This is a genomic window from Streptomyces sp. NPDC058691 (assembly GCF_042714775.1).
Lineage (GTDB): Bacteria > Actinomycetota > Actinomycetes > Streptomycetales > Streptomycetaceae > Actinacidiphila.
The window spans coordinates 221,483-238,719 of record NZ_JBHXSO010000001.1; the positions used below are offsets into that span (position 1 = coordinate 221,483).

The window sequence follows — 17,237 nt, forward strand, 5'->3', positions numbered from 1 at the left end:
CCCTATTGACGATGACTCCTTCAAAGTTGATGATTTCCTCATTACAGAAGTGTTGCTTGGAGGGCACCATGTCCGAAACTCCCGTTAACAAAGCCGGCCCCCCGACGGCCCACCAGGACCTCCACAGCGAGCAGGGCGCCCTGCGCGGCGAGCACCCGGGGCGCGCCCGCAACCCCGCGACCAAGGTGGCGGACCTGGCGTGGCTGGAGTTCGAGAAGCCGGACCTGGACCGGGCCGAGGTGTTCGCACATGACTTCGGGTTCGCGATCGCCGCCCGCACCGAGCGGGAACTATGGCTGCGCGGCACCTTCGCCGGCTCACCGTGCATGGTCATCCGCCGTGGACGCGCCTCCCGCTTCCTCGGGCCGGCATTCCGCGCGGCCGAGCGAGCCGACGTGCACCGGTTGGCCCGCACCACCGGCAGCACCGTCAAGGACGCCGACGTCCCCGGCGGCGGACAGTCGGTCTCCTTGCTCGACCCCTCGGGCTTGCCGGTCCGCGTCGTGCACTGCGCCGAACCGTTGCCCGCGCTGCCCGAGCAGCGCCCGCTGACCTTGAATTTCGGCACCGATCGCCGCCGCACGAACGCCACCCAGCGTCCGCTCCGCGAGCCCTCCCGTATCCAGCGTCTGGGCCATGTGGTCCTGGAGACGCCGGTATTCGCCCGCACCCTGGACTGGTACCTGGACACCCTCGGGCTGATCGTGTCCGACTTCCTGTTCCTCGACGGGCAGCGCGACCGTGGGCCGACCATGGCCTTCATCCGCTGCGACCAGGGCAGTACGGCCGTGGACCACCACACCCTGGCCATGCACCTGGGGCCCGGAGCCGGCTACGTCCACTCCGCCTACCAGGTCACCGACCTCGACGCGATCGCCGCCGGAGGGGAGTACCTGGCCGAGCGCGGCTACCGGCGCAGCTGGGGCATCGGCCGGCACATCCAGGGCAGCCAGCTGTTCGACTACTGGCGCGATCCCGACCGCTTCATGCTGGAGCACTTCGCCGACGGCGACCTGTTCTCCTGTGACGTCGAGGCCGGGTGGGCGCCGATGTCCGGCAGCGGCCTGGCCCAGTGGGGCCCGTCGGTCACCCGCGACTTCCTGGGCACGAGCCCGTCCCCCGCCAAGCTCCGCGAGGTCCTCAAAGCCCTGCGCGGCGACAACGAACTCGACCCCGCACGTCTGCTGGGCCTGATGAAAGCGATGAGCTCATGAGCACCAACGTCGTGCGCACCCCCGACGGCTGGTGGGCGGTACGCAACGAGAGCGCCGTCCGGATCGAGACCAAGGCGGCCACCACCGCCGAACTGCTCGCCGACCGTGACGCAGTCCGCGAGGCCGCCTGCTCCGCACAAAGCGGCACGCCCGTCGCCGACCTGCTAGTACTGCCTCCGGTCACCACCCCCTGCCGGGTGGTCGCCCAGATGGTCAACTACCGCAGCCACGCACGCGATTCGGGCTTCACCGGCGATATCCCGCCCACCTTCTTCCGCAAGGCATCCGGCTCTGTCAGCGGACCGGACGACACGATCGTCCGCCCCGCGCACGTGAAATTCCTCGACTACGAGGTGGAACTCGGCCTCGTCCTGGGCGCCCCCCTGCCCGTGGGCACCGTCGTCGAGGAGCGGGACCTGCCGCGCTATGTCGCCGGACTCGTCCTGACCAACGACGTCAGCGCCCGAGACGTCCAGCTGACCAAGACCCAGTTCTACGAGAGCAAGTCCTACCCCACCTTCACACCCACCGGACCGCACCTGGCCCTGCTGGAACCCGAAGACTTCGCCCACCTGCTCGACCTGCGACTGAGACTGTCGGTCAACGGCGAACCGCGCCAGGACCACACGCTGGCCGACATGATCGTGCGGCCCGCGCAAGCGCTCACCCTGCTCGCGCGCTTCCAGACCCTCGATCCGGGCGACCTGCTGCTGACCGGCACGCCCGGCGGCACCGCTCTCAAGGCCCCGCCCAAGGCGGTCGAGAAAATCGGCGCGCTGCTCCCGCCCGCACGGAAATGGAAGGCCTTCTTCAACAGCCAGGCCAAGAACCCCCGTTACCTGCGGCAGGGCGACCTGATCACCGCCACGATCGCCACCCCCGACGGGCGGATCGACCTCGGCGAACAGCACACCCCCGTGGCGGACGCCGAGTGAACGCCACCGCATCCCGGAGACCGGTGGTGATCATCGGTGCCGGGCCCGTCGGCGTCACGGCCGCCCTCCTCCTCGCCAAGCGCGGCGTGCGCAGCCTCATCCTGGAACGCCACCAGGACATCTACCCCCTGCCGCGCGCCGTCGTCGTGGACGACGAGGTCCGCAGGATCCTGCAAAGTGTCGGCATCCACGAGGAGTTCGCCACCATCTCCCGCCCCGGGCGAGGGCTGCGGCTGCTGGATGCCCGGCACCGCCTGATCGCCGAACTCCCTCGCTCCCCACACGGACACCACGGATACCCGCAGACCAGCATGTTCGACCAGCCCGAGCTGGAACGCCTGCTGCGCGACGCCCTGCCCCGCCACCCCGAGTGCGAGCTGTGGACCGGAACGGAGGTCACATCCCTCACCCAGGACCCCAGCGGACACCACGGCCCCACGACCCCGGTCCGGGTCGCCTTCCGCCGCGACGGCAGCGACAAGGAGCAGTATCTGTGGGCCGATGCCGTGCTCGGCTGCGACGGCGCGAGCAGTCTCACCCGCCATGCCATCGACGCCACCTGGAACGACCTGCACTTCCAGGAACGCTGGAACGTCATCGACGTGCGCACCACCCGCCAGGTGCGCACCTGGGAAGGCGCCGAGCAGATCTGCTGCCCCACCCAGCCGGCCACCTTCATGCGCGTCGGTGAGGACCGCTACCGCTGGGAGTTCCGGCTCCCCGAAGACGAGCACCTGGACGGCCCGGACGGAAACCAACGTCTGCGCAAGCTGGTCGCCCCCTGGGTGGACCTGCCCCCCCATGCCCCGTGGGACAGCGACTTCGACGTGATACGCCAGGCGCAGTACACCTTCCGGGCCCGCCTGGCCGACCGGTGGCGCCAAGGACGCATCTTCCTGCTGGGCGACGCCGCCCACCTCACCCCGCCCTTCATCGGACAGGGGCTGTGCGCGGGCCTGCGCGACGCCCACAACCTCACCTGGAAACTCGCCCGCGTCCTCCGGCACGAAGCCCCCGAAGCACTGCTGGACACCTACGAACACGAACGCAAACCCCACGCCCGCCACATGATCCGCCTCGCCGTCACCGTCGGCTGGGCCATGACCGGCGGCCAGGACCACGCCGCGGCGATCCGCCGGACCCTGGTGGGCGCAGCCTGCCGCATCCCCGGCGTGACCCGGACCATCAGCCGCGACCTGAGCCCCGCCCTGAAAGCCGGCCCCCTGGTACGACGCCGCCGCCGGCTGACCGGCCGCGTACTGGCCGGAACCTACAGCCCACAACCCTGGGTGCTGCACGACGGCAACCGCGTGCGCCTCGACGATCTCCTGGGCACCTCTTTCGCCCTCCTGACCACCGTGCCGCCCACCCCCCAGATGACGGCCGTGACCACCGCACTGGGCGCACACACCCTCCACGCCGGCGCCCTGGGCGACGACGGCACCCTGGCCTCCTGGCTGGCAACCGGCCGGGCAGACGCCGTCCTGCTGCGCCCGGACCGCATCGTGATGGACACCGTCCCCGCCGGCACCGGGAACTTCACCGGCACCGACGCCTGGGCACCGCTGCTGAGCACAGCCCCGCCGAACACCGACGGCACGGCCGTCCCCCTCCCAAGGAGCGCCGCCCCATGACCACCCCCCACTCCGTGCCGTATCCGGAACCTTTTTTCACCCCCGACCCGCAGGCGGCCGCCGGCAGCCGCATCGTGGACTTCGCCCGGCAAGCCGTCCGGCACCAGGGCGCCGAAGGCATCCAAGACCCCACCGACTACCAGGCTCTGTACTGGTGGTCCGTCACCGACCTGGAGGGGTTCTGGGCCGCGGTGTGGGAGTACTTCGCCATCGACGCGGCAACTCCGTACGAGCGGGTACTGGCCGCGGAGACCATGCCCGGAGCCCGCTGGTTCCCCGGCGCCACCCTCAACTACACCCACCACGCGTTGCGCGACCTGCACCCGGACGCTCCCGCGATCATCGCGCTGGACGAGACCGGGGCCGGCCACGAGATCACCGGCTCGCAGTTGCGCGCCCAGGTCGCCTCCGTCGCCGCCACGTTGCGCGATCTGGGCGTCGGTCAGGGCGACCGGGTGGTGGGCTACCTGCCCAACACCCCCCACGCGATCATCGCCTTCCTCGCCACCGCCAGCCTGGGCGCCGTGTGGTCGGTGTGCGGGCAGGACTACGCTCCCAAGGCTGCCGCCGACCGCTTCGCCCAGCTCGAACCGAAGGTGCTCATCACCGCGGACGGCTACCTCTTCAACGGCACCACGCACGACCGCCGCGACGCCTCCCTCGAACTGGCCCACGCCCTGCCCTCCGTGAAGGGCACGGTGCTCGTGACCCACGTGGGCCTGGCATGGCCCGAGGACAGGCACCCAGGACAGACGGTTCCCTGGCAGGACGCCGCCGGGCGCACCGAGGAACTGGCCTGCACCCCGCTGCCTTTCGACCACCCCCTATGGGTCGTCTTCTCCTCCGGCACCACCGGCCTGCCCAAGGGCATCGTTCACGGACACGGCGGGGTCCTGCTCGAGCATCTCAAGACCCTCGCCCTCCACACCGACCTCGGCCGCGGCGACCGCCTCATGTGGTACACCACCACCCACTGGATGATGTGGAACCTGGTCGTCTCCACCCTGCTGACCGGCGCCGCCACCTGCACCTACGACGGCAGCCCCGCGCCGCACGCGCGTCCGGACATCCTGTGGGAGCTGGCGGCCCGCCACCAGGTCACCCTCTTCGGCACCAGCCCCCAGTACCTGCTGGCCATGGCCAAGCTCGGCATCGAACCCTCCCAGCACGACCTGTCGGCCATCCGTGCCGTCGGCTGCACCGGCTCCGCCCTGCCCGCCTCCGCCTACCCCTGGGTCCGCGACCACGTGGGGCCCGGCGTCCAGCTGGCCTCCACCAGCGGCGGCACCGACGTCGTCTCCGGCTTCGCCGGCAGCGCCCCCACCAGCCCTGTGTGGGCGGGGGAGCTGTCCGCCCCCAACCTGGGCGTGGCACTGGCCGCCTACGACGGCACAGGTACCCCGGTCCGTGACCAGGTCGGCGAACTGGTCGTCACCCGGCCCATGCCGTCGATGCCGCTGTACTTCTGGAACGACCCCGACGGCAGCCGCTACCGCGACGCCTACTTCGCCACCTACCCGGGCGTGTGGCGGCACGGCGACTGGATCACCCTCACCTCCCACGGCTCGGTGATCGTCCACGGCCGCTCCGACGCCACCCTCAACCGCAACGGCGTACGCCTGGGCAGCGCCGACATCCACGACATCGTCGAACGCCTCCCCGAGATCACCGAGGCCCTCGTCATCGGCGCAGAGGAACCCGACGGCGGCTACTGGATGCCCCTGTTCGTCGTCTCCGCGCCCGGCGTCACCCTGGACGACACCCTGCGCGAAAAGATCCGCGACGCGATCCGCGTCGGCGCCTCACCACGCCATGTCCCCGACGAGATCCTCGCCGTGCCGGCCATCCCGCACACCAAGACCGGCAAGAAGCTCGAGGTCCCCGTCAAACGCATCCTCCAGGGCGCCCCGGTCGAGCGGGTCCTCAACCCCGCGGCCGTCGACAACCCCGAACTGGTCGCCTGGTTCGCCCGCCTGGGCGCCGAACGCCGCCGGCAGCGCGGCCTCGTCACAACCGCGGACCACGACACCGGGAGCAGCCGATGACGTCCTCAACATGCCGCGCCGGCGACCAGTAGGGCCGACCCCCAAGACCGCAGCAGCGCGCATTCACCGGTGCGCACGCGCCCGCACTCACCCGCCCCCACACCGCTAGGTCTTTCGCATGAACCTCCCCACCGTCCTGCTCTGCCTCATCGCCTTGATCTTCGCCCTCCTGGGCATGGCCAAGATGCTGGCCCTGGGCCCCATGCCCAAGATGGCCGCCCACGCAGGCTTCAGCACCACGGGCTACCGCGTCATCGGATCCCTGGAACTGGCAGGCGCCGTCGGCGTTACCCTCGGCCCCGTCGTGCCGCCGATCGGAGCCCTTGCCGCCACCGGTCTATTGCTACTGCTCGCCGGAGCCGTGGCAACGCACGTCCGCACCGGAGACAGGCTCCCCAAGCTCATCCCCGCAGTAGCCGGTGCGGCACTGATCGGTTGCTATCTCGTGCTCCTTGCCGGGACCACGTGGTGATCCGACCGGGCATCCCGTCTGACCTCTGCGTGGTCCGGGACTCCCCTCAGGGGCTCCCGACACCAGGAGCGAGAGACAGAGCACGGAAGTGACCACGTACTCGAGCGCACCGGCGCGTCGCACTCGGCTGACGCCCGAGCGGGAGCAGGAGCTGTACGGCGCGGTGATCGACCTGCTGCGCGAGGCGGGTTACGACGCCCTGACGATGGACGCGGTCGCCGTCCGTACCCGCTCCAGCAAAGCGACCCTCTACCGCCAATGGAGCAGCAAGCAGAACCTGGTCGCGACCGCGCTCAAGCGCGGGAAGGCCGTCCACGTCGAGAACGTCGACACCGGTTCCCTCCCCGGCGACCTGCACGAGCTCGCCGATCGCATCGGCGACGGCTCGGCCGTCGATGTCCCGCTGATCCGGGGCTTGGCCCATGCCTTCGCCATTAATTCCAACCTCGCTGAGGCGCTGCGCCAGCACATGATCGAGCCCAAGCTCACCGGAGTGCGGCAGATGCTGGGGCGAGCCGCCGACCGCGAGGAGATAGAAGCTGACGTGCCTGCAGCAGACTTCATGCCGCACATGATGCTCGGAGCCGTGGTCACCCACCGCCTGCTGGAGGACATGGAGGTCGATGCCGCCTTCATGCACCGCTACATCGATGCGGTGGCGCTGCCGGCGCTCGGCATCAGTCGCTAGCCAGCCGCTGGCCATGCTGCGGGGCTGACACCCTGCTTGAGAACGCCCTCACCGCAGCGGTCCAACACGAACCCTTGACCCGTTGGACGAGGCAAAGGCTTCAGCGCCTCGTGGAAGTCCATGGCTCTCAGCGGGTCGTCGCGAGGTCTCTCGGCAAATCCAGCCCATGGGTCACCCAGCGTCTGGCACTGCTCAAGCTCACTCCGGATCTTCAGCAGGCTGTCGAGGAGAGAGCCTGCCCGTGGAGGTGGCCCGCCGCGTCGGGCAACTGGCCACCCAATACCAACTGCTCCCTGCTGTCGCCGGGTGAATCTCTGCAGGGCTGCGTAGCGCATCGCTGCGTATGCCCCCACGCCCTGCGTCGGCGTGCCTGTGCACATCGTGTGGGCGAAGGCGCCACCCGCAACGAAGCGAGCCCCTGCACCCCTGTCGGAGGTCACCAAATTCCCCACCAAGAGCCCAGCTTCCCCGCCCACATGTTCGAACGAGGCCGACATCTTCTGCGGCTGGTGATCTGATGTGGTTCGCTCCGGTCGGCTCAGCTGATAAACGCTGGCTTGCGACCCGCCTCGGGCCTCAGAATTCTCGGCGTGACAGACACGGGACCCACCGAAGAAGAGACACCAGACGGGCTGCTGGGCTGGTGCCTGGTGGCCAACGTGGCGCGGGAGACCTCGCACGGCGAGAGCGGCCTCGACATCCAGCACGGCACGAAGCACTTCCGCGCGGGCACCCTGCTGTGGCTCCCGCCCGCTCGCTGGGACCCTGGCCACTGGCGTTGGCACGCGGTGGGCCGGCACCGGGGCAACAGCCGCCGGTACGTCAACATGGTCGTACGTGTGGAGCACCTGGAGAACTTCCGGGTCAAGGGCGTCTATAGCGAAGCCCTGGTGCGCAGCCTCAACGGTCACGCCCACGACCCGGCCGCCCGACGGACCCTGCAGAACCCGTGGATCCGCGAGCGCGCCCAGAGCCTGGCGGACAGCTGGAACCTGCACCGGGAGCCCCTCTTCATCGAAGGTCACCCCTACGCCCACCCACGGATCTCCGTCCCCAACCCCCCACCGGCAGAGATCCAGCTCGATGGCGAAACCCTCCACCTCGCCCGCTACGGCCCCAGAGGAGCCCACTACAGCCGCACACCCCCACCCACGGAATGGATCCCCGAGCCGTGATCCGCACGTTCGAACGACAGGGCGGGGAAGTTGGCGCTGCGGATGGGGAAATACGTGACGTTCCACAACTCCCGTCCAACACCAGTTCCGGGGCCCGCCAAGCAGTGGAAACAGCAGACCGGGGCGCCGTTACCTGTAGGGGCCGTTTCGTGCGCTGCTCATCCCGATGGGCCAGCAGATCGACGCGTGGGCAACGGCAGCACAGCGTGGAGCCGCGCCCAAGGCCGCTGCTGCGGCAAGGGGGGCCTGGCGCGCAGCGGGATTGACGCTGGGTAACTGTCAATCCCCCGGGACTCGGCATGCGGCGGTCAGGCAGCCGGTGTCAGTTCGGTGCGACCGGACAGCAGGGCGTATCCCTTCGTGCCGACCCGGTTGGATGTCGAATATTGGGCATGCGCGCAAATGGGGCATATTGCCTCTCGGGGGGTTGGTGAAGGGAAGCTGCCATGGCGAAGAAGCGCAGTGAAGGCCCTCACGGTGAGGGTCCGAGCCGGTTCAAGGGCGATGACCAGCACGGATGGTCTCCGGATGTGGACGCGACCCGTCAGGAGGAAAATCCGAGCGCGCATCGTTCCTTCCATCCGGACACCTACGCGCCCGGCGGGAAGAACCGCGAGCCGAGTCAGCAGGACATCGAGGACTCGCTGGAAGGCAGGCCGGTGAAAGACGTTTCCCGCAGCGGGGAGGAGCGGTCTGGGAAGTCCGGTAAGAAGGGGATCCACGACACCGGGCCTCGTGGCCGGTCCGGGCGCCCCAGCGGGAGCAAGGACGTTTCAGAGTCCACTGCAGTGGACCCGCAGGAGCCATCCGGCGGCCCTTCTTCGGGTGGGACCAGAGAGAGGAATCCGTAGACCGTGCCGCCGCGGTTGCGGGTCGCTTAGGTCTTCGGCGCAGCATCAGGTGCCCCCGGCGCCCACCATGGCCTTTTTGTTGGTCAGGGGCGAGGGGGAACTCGCAGGGCGAGGAGGGCGGTGTCGTCGCTGGCCCAGTCGCCGCTGTGCTCTGCGATGAGGTCGCCGAGGTGGGTGACGATGCCCTGGGCATCCAGACCGCGGCAGCCGGCGAGGGCGGCGGACAATGCGTCTTCGCCGAACTGTGGCCGGGCGCCGGAGGAAGCCGTGCGGCGGGCGCGGGCCTCGGTGGCGCCGTCTGTGTAGAGCAGCAGCGCGTCGCCAGGCGCAAGCCTGAAGGCAACGTCGATGAGTTTGACGTCGGCAAGGACGCCGAGCAAGGTTCCGGATCGGCCGACTTCCCGGACGCGGCCGTTGGCGCGGCGGATCAGGGCCGGCGGGTGTCCTGCATTGCACAGGCGCCCCGCGATGCCGGAGGGCGTGCTGCGGAAGGTGGCGTAGACGGCGGTCAGGAACCGTTCGCCCTTGCGCTGCTCGATGAGGGCGGAGTTCAGGTTGTCGAGGACGGCGGCGGGTGACATGTGCTGGGTCGCCTCGGCGCGCAGGGTGTAGCGGGCCAGGGCGGTGACCTTGGCCGCTTCGGTGCCCTTGCCGCAGACGTCGCCCATCACGGTGCACCACCACGGGCCTTTGGCGTGGAACAGGTCGTAGAAGTCACCGACCACGGTGCTGCCACCGGCCGCCGGTAGGTAGGAGGCGGCGGTCTCCAAGCCGGGCACCTTCTGCAGGACGGGGGGCAGCAGGCTGTCCTGGAGACTGCGGGCCAGGCCGCTGGAGGTCTCCAGGGCGTCCTCGACGGCGGCCAGCGAGGTACGAAGGTTGATCTCGTTGCTCACCGCGCGGGCGATCGTGGCCAGCGCGGCCAGTTCCTCGGGCTGCCAGACGTGCGGATTCTCGTCGATCACGTGCATGCTGCCAAGCACCTCCCCGCCCGGGGCGAGGATCGGATGCCCCGCCCAGGCCCCGATCTTCATCCGGGCGACCGACGGATGCCCGCCGGTGCGGGGGTCGGCGGCAGCGTCCTCAACCACGAAGGGATCGCCAGCCAGGCCGACCAGGAAGGAACAGAAGGACTCCCCGACCGGGCTTTGCCGCTCGACCGCTTCCCGGACGTCCACCCCGACGCAGGACTTCCAGAACGACCGGTGCTCGTCGACCAGCGTGATGAAGGCCCGCCCGCAGCCGGTCACCGCGGCCGCCAGCTGCGCCAGGTCCTCGAAGGCGTCCTCGGGGCTGGTGTCGAGCAGCCCGGTCGCCTCCACCGCCGCCAGCCGCCGACGGTCCGACAGTGCAGCCGGCAGACCATCGGGTCGCAACCCGCCAGGGAACGCGATGCCCGCCTGCCAATCTCTCCCAGCCCCCATGACCGCCTCCGGGATCATAAAGTTTCCGAATGGTCACAGAATGTCACCGAGACTTTTGCTATGCAGCAACGTTAGTCACTGGAGATGCCAACATTCCAGGCTTTAAGAAGGATCGTCCGGAAGAGTCCGTGGTCTTCTGACTTCCCGCGCCTGGGAGGATACGGATGCGAACTGCTGATGCCGGGCGGCCAGGGCATCCGTTCATGACGCGGGCGCTTTGGCGCTCCAGAGACAGCTTGATGACGTGGCAGGCGAGCATCGATTGAGCACCCGAAACTTGCCTCCTGAGGGCCTGCGGTCAGCTCGCTTTCGCCTGCTCGCCCACGTCGTTCTCCACGGTGTCGGCCAGCCTGCCGAGCATGCTGCGATGCCGGAGCTGGATCAGGGCGTCCAGCACTGCGTTGTGCAGGAGCCCGCCAGGGCCGCGCAGCGGATGTTCGTCGAGGACGACCAGGGTGTCCTCGCCCCACGGACGGAGGTCGAGCGCGATGCGAGCGGTGCCGAGCCATCCGGCCTCGGCTTCAAGTTCCAGTTGCCGGGGCGGCCGGCAGATACGGACGACCGTCTTCCCGTTAACCGCAAGGGGGCCCACGCTAACGCTGTACTCGATACAGGACCCGACTTGCGGCCACTGACCATCGCTTTGGTGGGAATGCGACGGTCCGACGACCCAATCACCGTAGCGCGAGCCATCTGCAAGGACGGCCCACACCTCTCTTGGAGATCCGCTCACCAAACGGTGCTGCACGGCCATGAAATCCTCCCGCGAAGACTCGTCACTGCTGGTCAGCGGGCTTCCGTTCATTCCAACGCCACGGCGGCTGGAGGCGCGGCCTCGGCTGGCGGGCCCAGGCTGGGCGGACACTTTCCACGCTACGCTCCGCGCCCAACGGCGCACGTCAGGAAAGGCACTTCAGACGACGGCACAGGGGGCGCAGCCCTGAGGTACGGGCTCCGCCCGGATGCACACCCGGCCGACGGGCCGCAGCCTCTCTGTCCGCGGCGATTTCGAGACCACACAGGACATCGCGGTCGTGGTCACATGGCGGTCAGGGCGATTGCCGCGTAGTGGGTCGTGAAGGCAGCCAGGGTGAAGGCGTGGAAGACCTCGTGGAATCCGAACCAGCGCGGAGAGGGGTCGGGGCGCTTCATTCCGTACACCACGGCGCCCGCGGTGTAGAGAAGGCCGCCGGCCACGATCAAGGCTGCCACTGCTACCCCGCCGACGTGCATGAAGTCGGGGAGCAGGAAGACGGCGGACCAGCCCAGCGCCAGATAGCAAGGGGTGTACAGCCATCGGGGAGCCTCAACCCACAGCACCCGGAAAGCAACTCCGGCCAAGGCACCGGTCCATACGAGCCCCAACATGACGGCTCGCTTGTGCTGGGGGAGAAGAATTGCGGCCAGGGGCGTGTACGTACCGGCGATGATCACAAAAATGTTGGCGTGGTCCAGCCGTCGCAGGACAGCCTCGCCGCGCCGGCCCCACGTGCCGCGATGGTAGACCGCGCTGATACCGAACAGCAGCCACGTGGAGGCGGAGAAGATTCCACAGGCGAGCGCGGCCAGGGGTGTGCGAGCGAGGCAGATCAGTGTGACGCTGGCGATGAGCGAGACGGGAAACATGCCGGCATGCAACCAGCCGCGGAGTCTGGGTTTCAGCGGCTCCATCGCCTTGGCGACCCCCTCGACCATTTCGCCAACCTGGTGGACCGCTCCTGCAGTTCTGCATTCTGACGTCTCGACCAGGCCGACCGCTTGTTGAGGCCTTCCATCAGCGACGTGACCAAGCGCTTTGCCGGTGGGCCCGTCACAGGCCGCGAAGTCCGGCTGCCCCTGGGGCCGCTGGGCGTCATCTGCGCACATAAACCCATGCTAGGAGCGTGTCGACGCCGCCGCCCGGAGACCGGCTCGGCGACACGGATCGCCGGTGGCCTGCATCGACTATGTGGCGTAATCACCTCGGCATCATGCGGGGCTGCGGCGGCCCCGCAGTTCTCTCTGCTCTCCGCATGCGCCCGCTGACGTCAACACCCAGACTGAAAGGAGGGGAGTGACCAGCGTGGCCGCTGCCGGCTACTCCGTACGGATGCCTCCCTCCTGCGAGCGAGCCCTGACATTGCCGGGCGCCACTCGCGAGCCGCAGCGTCTGCTCGGCAGCCCAGCCCTTCGAAGGGAAATCTGATGGCTGATGTACCCAAGATCGCCCTCGCCGCCGCGGTTGTTGGGGGGTATGTCCTTGGCCGGACGAAAAAGGGACGAGTCGCCTTTGCGATGGCGACCTACCTGGCCGGTCGTCGGGTGGGGCTGGAACCCCAGCAGCTGCTGATAGAGGGGGTCAAGAGGCTGCGTGAACTTCCGCAATTCGCTGACCTCAACGAGCAGTTGCGAGGTGAGGTACTCGACGCCGGGCGTAAGGCCATGGGCGTGGTGGCCGATCGCAAACTCGCCGATCTGGCCGAGTCCCTTCATGCGCGTACCCAGCGCATCGGCAGCAAGGCTGAGGAGGAGGAGGAGCCGGAGGACGAGAACGAACCGGAGGAGGAAGAGGAGGAGCCGGAGGACGAGAACGAACCGGAGGAGGAGGAAGAGCCCGAGGACGAGAACGAACCGGAGGAGGAAGAGCCCGAGGACGAGAACGAACCGGAGGAGGAAGAGGAAGAGGAGCCTGCCCCCCGTCGTCGCGCGGCCGCTGCCCGGAAGCGAGACGAGGACCGCGAAGCGGGTTCCCGGCACGGACGGGGCGGCGCGCGTCCCGAGAAGTCGTCCGCTGCTCGCAAGGCACCGGCCAAGAAGGCGCCACCTGTGAAGAAGGCAGTAGGGAAGAAGGCGGCGCCCGCGAAGACGACGGACGCGGCGAGGAAGTCCTCGGCCACGCCGAAGAAGACCGCAGCGAACAAGACGGCGGCGAAGAAGACGTCCGCAGGGCGGCGGAGGTAGACCCATGGCCGACACGGCACGTGATACCAAAATCGAGCAGGGCTCGGGACTTGACCAGCTGCGTGGCGCGTTCAAGGACTTCGTCGGAGCCCAGGTGGGGAACCTGGCGGACAAGGCCGGCGACAAACTGGGCGACATCACCAGCGGACTGACCGGTGTGGCGGAGAACGGCGGTGTGCTCCCCAAGGCCGGTCTGCGGATGCTTCAGGGCGATTCACCGATCAAGGCTCTGATCGGTGAGAAGGCGAAGAGCGTCAAGGACAGCGTGGTCGGCAAGGTCAAGGAGGCGTTCGGCGGCGGTGGCAAGGGCCGTGGGTCCGGCACCACCAAGGTCATGAACATCATCGAAGCACTGGACGTAGGCGTACCGATACGGGACGCATACGACTACTGGACCCAGTTCGAGAAGTTCAGCGGCTTCACCAAGGGCGTCCGCAGTGTCTCCAAGGGCAAGGAGGCCGACAGTGACTGGAAGGTGAAGGTCGGTCCCTCCACTCGCGGCTGGAAGGCCACGGTCCAGGAACAGATCCCGGACGACCGCATCGTGTGGACCTCGGAGGGGGCCAAGGGCACCACGCGCGGCTGCGTCAGCTTCCATGAACTGACGCCCACGCTGACGCGCATTGTCCTGGTCGTCGAGTACTACCCCTCCGGATTCTTCGAGAAGACCGGCAACATCTGGCGCGCTCAGGGGCGGCGCCTGCGGCTGGACTTCAAGCATTTCCAGCGCTACGTCACCCTGACCGACGAGGAACCGGAAGGCTGGCGCGGCGAGATCCGCGAGGGTGAAGTGGTCCGCACCCATGAGGAGGCCATCGAGGAAGAGGAACAGGCCGACGAAGCCGACGAAGAGGAAGAGGACACCTCCGCTGACGACGCATACGCAGACGAGGAAAGCGATGAGGAAGACACAGAGGAGGAATACGACGAGGACGGAGAGGACGGAGAGGAGGAATACGACGAAGACGGAGAGGAGGAATACGACGAAGACGAAGATGAAGAGGACGAAGATGAAGAGGACGATGAGGAGACCCGGTGATCGCTGATCGCGTCACGCGATGCGGGGAGCGCGTGATCGCACTGCTGCGGACCAGCGGTGGCGGTCAGTCAGGTGTGAGACTTTGCGCCGTGCGATCTTGGCATTGAGGGTCGTGGCAAACCAGCTCCATGCCGCGTACGGCAGGAGCGCAGGAGCCGCGCGCCGGTCCGTGCGGGAAGTGGTGCGAATGAGATGGAGGTTGCTGGCGTCCAGCAGCAGGGTGCCGGCCAAGCCCGCGCGGGGGCCGTGGGCTGCGAAGAAGACCCAGGGCCAAGCCGTGTTCAGCGACAGGTTCACCGCAAGCGCGGCGGCTAGCCGGGTACGTTCTCCTTCGTCGGCCTGGTTCCAGGCACGCCCCGCGGACCACGCGATGGTTGCGTACAGGGGTGTCCAGATGACGCCGAACGCCCAAGCCGGCGGCTGCCACCGCGGTGTGGCCAACCCCCGATACCAGGCGCTGTCCGCGTCGACCGCGGCAGCGGCCACTGCGGCAGCGGTAGCTACCACCATCGCTGCACCGGCGTAGGGCTGCCACCGTACCCGGAGCCCGGAGCCCGCCTTGCACTGCAGTCGGCCACCGCAACACTGTGGCTCTGTCTGTCGTCGCCCGCCGCGTTCGCTGATCCGCCACACACCCGCGATCCTTCCCCGATTGACCCATGGCGACAGATCCGGGGGGCGCCACGGCTATTGGACATGATCATCCAGGGTCCGCACCTGATGCGCCTGGAACGGAGAATAGGCGCGCACCCCGATCACTCGATCGCGCCGCGCGCGTTACAGCCCTTGTGCCGCCCTACATGCCGAGCGACCGCCGAAGCTCACCCAGGAAATGCCTTGTGATCGCAACCGGGGGAGTGGGATTCGCCCGCTGTGACAAGTCCGCGGGCGCACAGCTCCTGGATGACAAGCAACAGGAGGTTGTCCTCTTCGACAGCGGGCTCCGGTGAGGCCACGGTCTCACAGTCAGTGGGTCTGGCAGTCGGACCGGGGGTGCTGCGCGCCCGAGGTAGCAAGCGGGCCGCCGGTGCTGAGAGTTGTGGGTGCATCGCTGCGATATCGGCGTTGACGGGCCTGCGCTGAATGCGGCAACCGAGTGAATGGAGCGGGAGTCCGTTGGCCCGTGCGCACCTGTGAGGTGGCATGAGGCGCAGCCGGGGTGACTGTGGGAGAGAGCTCGGCAGGCGGTGTCGACGGGTCCGCCGTTGAGGAGCTGTCTGACGTCCGAACGCAAATCGCTGCTTCCGGCTGGTCGAAGTGCCCGGTGAACGCCTCGGCGATCCGCACTCACCTGGTCAGCACTATAGTGGCCTGCTCGCCGTCAACGCCGCACGGGTCGTGGCCCAGCAGGGCGTAGCCGCCTCGACCCTGGCCAAGACCGCCCTCACCGGGGCAGCACTGGCGGCCACGGCCTACAGCCGTCTCCTGGGCAGGAAACTGGAACTCGCCTCGTCCGACCGTCCCGAAGACGCGGAGAAGGCGGCCAAGCATCCCCTCGAAACTGACAAGGCCCAGCGGCATCTGGCCGTCATGCAATGGGCAGTACCGGCTCTGACAGGCGGGCTGCTGATCCTCAACGCCGTCCACAACGAACAGCAACGCCCCGCGCAGCAGGTCCAGGGCATGTGGCAAAGGGCCCGATCGCTCGCCCCTCACATGCCTGCGGTTCCGGACTGGCACCTGACGCACTGATGGAACTATGAGCCCTGCCGCCTCGTAGACAGCGCCGCTAGCGCCGCTTTGGCGTGGTGGAACGCCTGGCCTCGCGGTCCCTCAGTTCGAGTCGCGCGATCACAAAATAGATTCTGTGGTTTTGATCCCTTTGTGGCGGTTAGCCGAACGGTACGACCCCTCGACGCAGTCTGAAAGCTGCGCCGGCGGATGAGAGGTGGACCACGCAAACTCTGAGACGCCCAACCCCCACCCGGTAACTCGCGGCGGGGAAAAGGGGCAACGTCATGGAACGGGCCCTTCCCAGCGTGACCTTTTCCTGCTCTCGCTCCACTCTCGTGCGGTTTTCACCGGTCAGCCCGTCAGCCTGACCAGGAAAAGGATCTGGTCGCCTTCCTGTTCTTCCCGGTGGCCAACTTGCGGGACCAAGGCACGGCCCGCGGAGCCGGCGGCAGTAGGACGCATAAGCAGCGACCGCCGAGGGGCCAAGGGTCCCGGCATGCCCGAACCGATTTTCAACAGGAGCCGAAATGAACACACCGGAGTACACCGTCCCCTCAATGAGTGCAGACCAGGGAGCCCGGACCATTGAGGTGCTGCGCATGCGGCTGCATGCTCTCAACGACCTGGCCCTGACCCTGAAGCACGTCCACTGGAACGTGGTGGGGCCGCACTTCATCGCGGTGCACGAGATGCTTGACCCGCAGGTGGACGCGGTCCGTGAGATGGCTGACCAGACCGCTGAGCGCATCGCCGTCCTGGGCGGATCGCCGGTCGGCACACCCGGCGCGTTGGTCAGGGAGCGCAGCTGGAACGACTACGCCGTCGGCCGCGCCGAGAGCATGGCGCATCTGGGGGCCCTCGACATGGTCTACAGCGGTGTGATCGCCGACCACCGCAGGGCGGTGCAGGCCACCGACGCGCTGGACCCGGTTACCCAGGACATGCTCATCGAGCATCTTCGCCAGCTGGAGCTGTTCCAGTGGTTCGTGCGCGCGCACTTGGAGAACCCAGGCGGCACGCTTAGCGTGAGCGCCGGCGACAGCGAGCGGCAAGCCGCCCGCAAGGCCGCCGAACGGGCCATCCATCAGCCCTGAGAGACAACTCCTCCGGGCCCGATCCCAATGTTCCCCGGCCGCCGACCGCGCT

15 protein-coding genes are annotated in these 17,237 nt (G+C 68.3%); 11 read left to right on the plus strand and 4 right to left on the minus strand.

Annotation, left to right across the window (positions count from 1 at the left end; translation table 11 throughout):
- The first annotated feature begins 68 nt into the window (after positions 1–68).
- The 7 genes from ACFWVC_RS01035 (at position 69) to ACFWVC_RS01065 (ending at position 8,163) form a co-directional block, all read left to right on the plus strand.
- Complete coding sequence (locus ACFWVC_RS01035; RefSeq protein ID WP_384273449.1) at positions 69–1,214, plus strand: VOC family protein; 1,146 nt, start codon at positions 69–71, stop codon at positions 1,212–1,214.
- Positions 1,211–2,149 (plus strand): fumarylacetoacetate hydrolase family protein, encoded by a 939-nt coding sequence (locus ACFWVC_RS01040; protein WP_384273452.1) that lies wholly within the window; start codon positions 1,211–1,213, stop codon positions 2,147–2,149. Before ACFWVC_RS01035 ends, ACFWVC_RS01040 begins: the two co-directional genes overlap by 4 nt.
- Complete coding sequence (locus ACFWVC_RS01045) at positions 2,146–3,783, plus strand: bifunctional 3-(3-hydroxy-phenyl)propionate/3-hydroxycinnamic acid hydroxylase (RefSeq protein WP_384273455.1); 1,638 nt, start codon at positions 2,146–2,148, stop codon at positions 3,781–3,783. Before ACFWVC_RS01040 ends, ACFWVC_RS01045 begins: the two co-directional genes overlap by 4 nt.
- A complete protein-coding gene (locus tag ACFWVC_RS01050) occupies positions 3,780–5,828 on the plus strand; it encodes an acetoacetate--CoA ligase (protein WP_384273458.1) in 2,049 nt (682 codons plus the stop codon). Before ACFWVC_RS01045 ends, ACFWVC_RS01050 begins: the two co-directional genes overlap by 4 nt.
- A gap of 118 nt (positions 5,829–5,946) precedes the next feature.
- Positions 5,947–6,300 (plus strand): DoxX family protein, encoded by a 354-nt coding sequence (locus ACFWVC_RS01055; protein ID WP_384273461.1) that lies wholly within the window; start codon positions 5,947–5,949, stop codon positions 6,298–6,300.
- Between the two features lie 88 nt (positions 6,301–6,388).
- Positions 6,389–6,988, plus strand: coding sequence for a TetR/AcrR family transcriptional regulator (locus tag ACFWVC_RS01060; RefSeq protein WP_384273464.1), 600 nt, complete (start codon positions 6,389–6,391; stop codon positions 6,986–6,988).
- A 590-nt stretch (positions 6,989–7,578) separates the two neighbouring features.
- Complete coding sequence (locus tag ACFWVC_RS01065; RefSeq protein WP_384273467.1) at positions 7,579–8,163, plus strand: hypothetical protein; 585 nt, start codon at positions 7,579–7,581, stop codon at positions 8,161–8,163.
- Positions 8,164–9,097: 934 nt separating this feature from the next.
- Here the strand turns inward: ACFWVC_RS01065 and ACFWVC_RS01070 are convergent.
- From ACFWVC_RS01070 to ACFWVC_RS01080, 3 genes are all read right to left on the minus strand, one after another.
- Positions 9,098–10,438 (minus strand): PP2C family protein-serine/threonine phosphatase, encoded by a 1,341-nt coding sequence (locus ACFWVC_RS01070; RefSeq protein WP_384273692.1) that lies wholly within the window; start codon positions 10,436–10,438, stop codon positions 9,098–9,100.
- 298 nt (positions 10,439–10,736) lie between these two features.
- Positions 10,737–11,030, minus strand: a complete 294-nt coding sequence (locus ACFWVC_RS01075) for a hypothetical protein (protein ID WP_384273470.1) — start codon at positions 11,028–11,030, stop codon at positions 10,737–10,739.
- Between the two features lie 446 nt (positions 11,031–11,476).
- A complete protein-coding gene (locus tag ACFWVC_RS01080) occupies positions 11,477–12,133 on the minus strand; it encodes a hemolysin III family protein (protein WP_384273695.1) in 657 nt (218 codons plus the stop codon).
- A gap of 489 nt (positions 12,134–12,622) precedes the next feature.
- On the opposite strand from ACFWVC_RS01080, the gene ACFWVC_RS01085 reads away from it, so the two are divergent.
- The gene (locus ACFWVC_RS01085; protein WP_384273473.1) at positions 12,623–13,378 is read left to right on the plus strand and encodes a histone protein; all 756 of its coding nucleotides are present in this window, start codon (positions 12,623–12,625) and stop codon (positions 13,376–13,378) included.
- A 4-nt stretch (positions 13,379–13,382) separates the two neighbouring features.
- The gene (locus ACFWVC_RS01090; RefSeq protein WP_384273475.1) at positions 13,383–14,417 is read left to right on the plus strand and encodes an SRPBCC family protein; all 1,035 of its coding nucleotides are present in this window, start codon (positions 13,383–13,385) and stop codon (positions 14,415–14,417) included.
- A gap of 12 nt (positions 14,418–14,429) precedes the next feature.
- Here ACFWVC_RS01090 and ACFWVC_RS01095 read toward each other — a convergent pair whose 3' ends face one another.
- Complete coding sequence (locus ACFWVC_RS01095; protein ID WP_384273478.1) at positions 14,430–14,927, minus strand: TspO/MBR family protein; 498 nt, start codon at positions 14,925–14,927, stop codon at positions 14,430–14,432.
- Positions 14,928–15,674: 747 nt separating this feature from the next.
- Between ACFWVC_RS01095 and ACFWVC_RS01100 the strand changes: the two genes are divergently transcribed.
- Both ACFWVC_RS01100 and ACFWVC_RS01105 read left to right on the plus strand, forming a co-directional pair.
- Complete coding sequence (locus tag ACFWVC_RS01100) at positions 15,675–16,109, plus strand: hypothetical protein (protein WP_384273481.1); 435 nt, start codon at positions 15,675–15,677, stop codon at positions 16,107–16,109.
- Between the two features lie 509 nt (positions 16,110–16,618).
- Positions 16,619–17,185, plus strand: a complete 567-nt coding sequence (locus ACFWVC_RS01105) for a Dps family protein (RefSeq protein WP_384273484.1) — start codon at positions 16,619–16,621, stop codon at positions 17,183–17,185.
- Positions 17,186–17,237: the final 52 nt, after the last annotated feature.